4 protein-coding genes and 1 pseudogene are annotated in these 3,502 nt (G+C 57.1%); 2 read left to right on the top strand and 3 right to left on the bottom strand.

From position 1 onward, the window contains the following. Positions 1-127: 127 nt before the first annotated feature. Positions 128-703 (bottom strand): annotated as a pseudogene (locus tag F7R19_RS29335) (phage integrase family protein); the annotation flags it as partial. A gap of 275 nt (positions 704-978) precedes the next feature. Between F7R19_RS29335 and F7R19_RS29330 the strand changes: the two are divergent. Next, entirely contained in the window at positions 979-1,197 is a 219-nt protein-coding gene (locus F7R19_RS29330) for a hypothetical protein (protein WP_104669823.1), read from the top strand. Between the two features lie 107 nt (positions 1,198-1,304). Beyond that, positions 1,305-1,508: a DUF2188 domain-containing protein gene (locus F7R19_RS29325; protein WP_104669824.1), complete on the top strand. Its 204-nt coding sequence runs from the start codon at positions 1,305-1,307 to the stop codon at positions 1,506-1,508. A 59-nt stretch (positions 1,509-1,567) separates the two neighbouring features. Here F7R19_RS29325 and F7R19_RS29320 read toward each other — a convergent pair whose 3' ends face one another. Both F7R19_RS29320 and F7R19_RS29315 read right to left on the bottom strand, forming a co-directional pair. Further along, positions 1,568-2,002 carry a hypothetical protein gene (locus F7R19_RS29320; RefSeq protein WP_150982951.1) on the bottom strand — a complete coding sequence of 145 codons (435 nt, stop codon included), beginning with the start codon at positions 2,000-2,002 and terminating at the stop codon, positions 1,568-1,570. A 744-nt stretch (positions 2,003-2,746) separates the two neighbouring features. Further along, positions 2,747-2,947 carry a hypothetical protein gene (locus tag F7R19_RS29315; RefSeq protein ID WP_104669826.1) on the bottom strand — a complete coding sequence of 67 codons (201 nt, stop codon included), beginning with the start codon at positions 2,945-2,947 and terminating at the stop codon, positions 2,747-2,749. Positions 2,948-3,502: the final 555 nt, after the last annotated feature.

Raw genomic sequence — 3,502 nt, 5'->3', positions numbered from 1 at the left:
GCACATCAACCTCACCGGCGATTACCTCTGGCGCAGCAGCGCCAAGATCGGCGCGGGCAAGTTCAGGCCGCTACGACCGCTGCAACCGGCTTAGCGTGCTTTATTTTCCGTTTTCTGAGGCGACCCCTGGCAGCCGCAGGTGTTCCCACGGCGTCACGATGGGCTTTAGGTCGGCGACGATCAAGGCGCGGGCACGCTCGGTAAGCGCCGGGTGTGCGGCAAAGAATGCCTCGATCTCGCGGGCGCTGGCGGGTCCGAGCCCCGGGACGGCGGTCCACCACTGTCGCCGGCGGGGGATACGAACGGTAAGGTCGGCCAGGTTGGTGATGCCAGCGGCCTGAAGGGCGCGTACCGCCCGCGCTGGCAGCCACTGTGCCACAGCATCGCTGATCTGTGGCGAAGGCGCTGGGGTCATGCGCAGTTGCTCGATTGCCGCCCCGGCGGCCCGGGCGTAACCTACGCGCTCGGTGGCGGAGCACACGAAGACGTCCGCCAGATCGGGGCGCTGGCGCTGCCGGGCATACTGAACGAGCTGGCGGCGGATCGCGCCAACGATGCCTCTTGCCGATTGGCCATCGCCAATCCGATCTCGCAGGTAGCGGTCGGCCGCCTCACGCGAGGAAGCGCCCTCGTACCAGGCGCGCAGCGCGGCAAGGGCGGCGGCGTCGGGCAGGCCATCGGGAACAGTGAGGCGTCGGGGCATTTTGTACGGAGCGAGTTACGTACCAAGATAGCGGTACCGAGATAATAACTCTTATCTCTGCCTACCCCTTAATTCACGAATTCGGATTTCACTGATCGCCTGGATCGAGCTTCTGAGCAAGGAAGAAAGCGGTATTCTGGTTCTGATCATCCGCATAAAACGGTCGGCAGCCGCCCCTTACCGGCAATTCAGCGTTCGTTTTGCTGAGATGTCGCCTAGACTACAAGATGGCCGCTAGTTCAGGCGGCAGCCTCAGCAGGACATACGGATAAGTCATGAAAATTGTTCTTGAAGCGGCGTCGAATGCTACTGAGCCAGGGGAAATTGAAGTGGTGTTACTAAGCCTGAAACGGCTTGGTTTCGTGCAGGCGTGTCAACAGTTGATGGATGGCGCCTATCTCGTCGAGATCGCGGACGACCTTGTGCCGGAGTTTTCCCAATTGGATTTTTTTCCCGGCTGTTCCGGGGAATTGAGGCTCAGCGCACTTCAATAGGAGTTCACAGCGAGGACGGAACCTCCTAGTGCGGTGCGTAATAGAAGTTTCTGTTCTGTCACTCTTTTGCGAAATCGTTATTGCAACTCTGCGAAGGAGAACAGCAAATGTCCGGCGATATTCATGTAGTCCCCCATCAAGGAAAATGGGCTATCGCAATAGAAGGGACTGGAGTGCGCACGCTCTACGAGACGCAAGCAGCAGCCCTAGTTGTAGCCAAAGAGATGGCGAAAATATCCAGGGTGGAATTGATCATATACAGCGGGGACGGCAAGATACAGGAGCGGAAAAGGCACGGATACACTCACTAGCACCATCTTTTATCTTTCCTTTCAATTTTCACAAAGTTATATCCATAAGTCTTCCGCATTCACCCCCGCGCCTCCCGAAAGACCAGTCTTTTGGTTACAACCGATGTGCTTCCCGACGAAGGACTAGTGCGAAGTAACCCTCGCTTGGACTTAACTGCGCGGGTTTCCGCCAATGCTTTACCGCCGCATAGCAAATTCGTGGCACTGGCGTCCGCATCGCGCGCAATTTTAGCTGCTATTTCCAAGGGCGGCGGCGCTTCGAAGCTGCGCACCACGCCGTACACATCCAGCGCGCAGAAGCCCTTCTGCAGCAGTTCGGCCAAGACCTCCGGCGGGGAGATGCCTGGCAGCGGGGTGTCGATCGTGATCTCGGTCACGCTCTCGGAGTATGGGGTGCCGAGCCAATGCCGCACGAGCAGAGGACAGTCGATAAGGTCCTTGTTGCGCGGCAGGATCAGCGCGCGATTCCCGTTACGGAGCAGGTTAATGTGCATGGTGGCGAGGAGAGGTAACGACCCACATATCATCGTAGTAACTCCGCAAGGCATTTGCCAGGGTGGTGCAATGGCTGCATTGGCCCCCGGGGAAGCGGGATTCGGTCCAGCATTAAATGCGCCTCGTACATCTTATTGCGGATTCATGCGTGTGATCCTTACCATCATTCCCATACTGTTGCATGGGCGTCCTATGCTTAACAGATCATGGGGTGCGTGTTACAAGCGCCTTGAATTGGGACGCCGCGCGGTCGCGCAACCCGGGTCCTGAATATTCGAAGACCCAATGTTTCTTCGAGAGCGGCTACTCAATCCGGCTAGTATGGCGGCGTCTGGTGCGACCCGCGTCGGCCGTCGTGGCCGCATTTGACTGGCACCTTGGAGGCCCCCTCGACATCCGTTTGCGGACCCTGCGCGCCCCACGCGCCCCTTAACGCTTGCCTCGCGGACGGCTTTCGTGTCGAGGCGGACCCATCACCTGGTCAGGCAGTTGGTCAAGCTTGCCTCAGGGAAATAGTCGCCCCGCTTCAGCCGTCATGGCCGCCAAACGCTCGCCAGGCTCGGCGTCCGACGCCGGGGTTCTCGTAACCGAAATGCGCTCGAACACGCCGTTGCGGAGCAAGACCATGTTTATGGTCTGCTTTGAGGCGAGTGCCGCGCGAGACCGAAATTGTGAAGGGTGCAAGGCAGGCGCCGGCACGTGGCTGACTCCGTGCTGCGTCGACGAACCCTACATGCTATCGCCTACCTCGCCCCTAAGAAGCCTGCCCAAAGGTCTATCCGGGAAAATTCCTTCATGATCTCGTCCTCGACCTCGACAACAAACGAGCCGTCCATTCGGCGCTGATGCGCCACCAAGAACCCGAGCTTTTGAAGAGTCAACAATGTGGATTCCAGCCCCTCCGTTTCATTCCAAGTGGGGGCCGCGTCAAGAATCAGTTTCATACGGCTATCCATTAGCTCTTCGAAAAATCCGTGCAGCTCTGGCTATCGTATCGCAAACAACTCGCCTCGCGGCACATAATACGTGGAAACCGCTTCTAATTCATCCTGCAGTTCCTCGCACCTGCGCATCCGACATAGGATTACATGCGGCATTAATCCACCCTACATACGCGAGCATTTTTGATTAAATACACTGCAAAATATGTAGTCGGATGGAGGGTACAAGATTCAAAGCTTGATAGTCTGATGTTACTGCTCGCGGGAAACGCGTGCGTGTAAGGATTGTAGTGCAAGCTTGGCGTTCTGGCGAAGTATCCTTGGCAGCGTTGATTTTCTTGACACGTCCAGGGCGCGCGTTGGGTAAGCTTTTACGAATAGCGTAATGTTCAGGTAATGCTACGGTAATCAGTGAGTCATGTTGAAGAAAGCTAGGGAAACGCTGATTAAATCAGCGTGCGGGTCATCGAGGCGTTTGGTGAACGCGTTGTCATAGATGTGTCCATGATTCAGGTCCGGTGATGAAGCGACAGATCAGTTTTGCGGAAGCGGAAAGCC

This window comes from Cupriavidus pauculus (assembly GCF_008801835.1).
GTDB classification, from domain to species: Bacteria; Pseudomonadota; Gammaproteobacteria; order Burkholderiales; family Burkholderiaceae; genus Cupriavidus; species Cupriavidus pauculus.
Note: the sequence above shows the minus strand (reverse complement) of the source record. Positions and strands in the feature narration are given on the sequence as shown.

Excerpts from the sequence above, each read along its gene's own strand:
- F7R19_RS29325 (WP_104669824.1), top strand. The coding sequence starts at position 1,305 with ATGTCCGGCGATATTCATGTAGTCCCCCATCAAGGAAAATGGGCTATC.
- F7R19_RS29320 (WP_150982951.1), bottom strand. The coding sequence starts at position 2,002 with ATGCACATTAACCTGCTCCGTAACGGGAATCGCGCGCTGATCCTGCCG.
- F7R19_RS29315 (WP_104669826.1), bottom strand. The coding sequence starts at position 2,947 with ATGAAACTGATTCTTGACGCGGCCCCCACTTGGAATGAAACGGAGGGG.
- F7R19_RS29330 (WP_104669823.1), top strand. The coding sequence starts at position 979 with ATGAAAATTGTTCTTGAAGCGGCGTCGAATGCTACTGAGCCAGGGGAA.